The organism is uncultured Methanofollis sp., from assembly GCF_937919355.1.
Taxonomy (GTDB): domain Archaea; phylum Halobacteriota; class Methanomicrobia; order Methanomicrobiales; family Methanofollaceae; genus Methanofollis.
Genome location: NZ_CALFSA010000052.1, coordinates 1 through 2,038, shown reverse-complemented (window position 1 = coordinate 2,038; position 2,038 = coordinate 1). Strand labels below are relative to the sequence as shown.

The 2,038-nt window shown below is 64.6% G+C and carries 2 protein-coding genes and 1 pseudogene; all 3 read right to left on the bottom strand.

From position 1 onward, the window contains the following. Positions 1 to 731, bottom strand: a pseudogene (locus Q0520_RS02620) (hypothetical protein); the annotation flags it as partial. Then, a complete protein-coding gene (locus Q0520_RS02615; protein ID WP_298666223.1) occupies positions 728 to 1,765 on the bottom strand; it encodes a DUF2117 domain-containing protein in 1,038 nt (345 codons plus the stop codon). The pseudogene Q0520_RS02620 and the gene Q0520_RS02615, both read right to left, overlap by 4 nt. A gap of 41 nt (positions 1,766 to 1,806) precedes the next feature. Beyond that, positions 1,807 to 2,038 (bottom strand): DUF3362 domain-containing protein (locus Q0520_RS02610; RefSeq protein WP_298666222.1); only part of this gene is annotated, 232 nt, incomplete at its 5' end.

The window sequence follows — 2,038 nt, the reverse complement described above, 5'->3', positions numbered from 1 at the left end:
ATGACGGCCATGGTGTTCCCGTAAGCCGTAGCGGTGAAGAACTCGATCTCACCTGCAGGCTGGAAGCGGGCGACTCGTTTCTTCAGACCGGTGCCAACGGTGTCGTCGACGGCGGTGATCGACCACCTGGTGGGGACAATGCGGCGCTGTCTGCCGAGGAGCCCTGCGCTCATCAACTGCGCGATCTGGTAGACGTCGACCCCCCCGGATCCGAGGGTCATGCAGGCCTCGGTCGCCGTGATATCGCTGTCAGAGGTGACCCTGTCAACGACTCTCTCGACCCGTGCATTGTCCAGCACGTCAATCTTCCTGATACTCCCTGATAGTCCGACCGGTGTGACCGTGCCGTCGAAGCGGAGGTCGAAGTTGACCGGGCGCTCGAAGGCCGCTTCGATGTCGAGAGGCCGGGATGAGAGTGCGATCTCCTGGATCTGGTCGGAAACTGCGTCGGGTCGGGCGGTGCCCCGGATCGTCTGCGCCCTGATGCCGACGATATCGTCGATGGAGAGGCCCTGCGCCATCCAGAGTGGGGGCAGGTCGGGGTCATTGACCATCAGCGGTCCTGCCGAGACTGCCGGGTATCCTGCCGAACCGATAAAGACCGATGGGGCGGTGCCCATATACGTCGTCCCGCGGGAGACGGCCCGTACCTGCGCGTGGAACCTGCTCATGATCGGGCATTTCGGGAGGCCACAGAGGAGTTTCCCCTTGCACTCTGCACATCGCATCATGGTCGCTGCCTCTGGTCGAGGGCGATCCTCGCCCTGCCCTCAACCATCTTGAGGACACATGCAACCCACTCGTCCCAGCGGGTACCTCCAGCAGGTACCGTGTCGGCGATCTCACGGCCGACCTCGTCGTCCCGGCCGGTGGTCACGGCGATCACGACCGAGCCTTCCGGGAAGGTACCGTCGACCACGCCATCCCTGTCGCCGTCGGTGACGCCGAGGACAGGGATACCGCGGTGGCTGGCGATGTGCCCGGTCACGGCCGTGGTGTCGTCGCCGATGGCGAGTATTCCGCAGGTGTCCGGGGTGAGCAGGTCATAAAAGTGGTGCCCGCAGTGGTCGAGGACGACCACCCTCCCCCTGTCCCGTCGCTCCCCGCCCCGTGCCGGAGGACGCCGCCTGATCTGTCCACTCTTACACCAGGCCCCGGAGAGGTGGACCGGCCCTGATCGAGCAAGTTTTTCGAGGCCGTGGGGCTTGACCTGAAGCCCTGAGACCACCTCAACTGTGCCGTCTCTTTCACGTAGCACGACGGTCCCGGCCGTCGCCCGACCTATGACGATACCGTTGACAAAGACCGGTTCCCCCGGCACGCACCCCCTGACCTCACGCACCGGGCCACCGCCCTGCGGTAAAGCCTGTTCGCTCTTGACCGTATATCCAAGGTGCGCGGCGAGGTACTCTGCAAGGACGGCGTCGCCGCCGTTCCAGCAGAAGACCGTCCCGGGTGTGCACTCGACGTGGACGAGGCCACGCCCGAGACGTCCTGCGATGATCTCACCAAAGGTCCTCCCCGACTCCTGGGTCTTGCCGTGGTTGAGGAGGAAGGTCGGGCCGTCGAGATGGGCGAGCACCTGGCTCGGAGGGACGCCGCAGCACTCGCAGGGGAGGCCTGACTCCTCCGCAGCTGTCCGGCCCATCACCCCGGCGACGATGATCCTCATGCTGCCGGGGGACGAGATGAGTCGCCTGACATCCCCACAGTCGAAGGGTTCGGGGCCGTGGACGACCATGGTGAGCATTTCTCCGGCATCCATACATGAATGTGTGATCCTTCCCTGACAAAAATCCACTGGCATCATCGCCTGTGACCTGTCTTCCTCTGTCTATCTGTCCTCTCCCTCTCCGGTCTTTCATGCCGTGCCGGGACGAGACAGGCCCACCCGCTCCCGATGAGGTCTTCCCGCCCGGCCTGCCGCAACCCTTCCGCGACAAGGTCGCGGTTTTTCGGGTCCCTGTAATGGAGGAGCGCCCTCTGGATCTCCTTCTCCCGCCCCTTCGGGACATGGACCCTCTCCATCGTCGCCGGG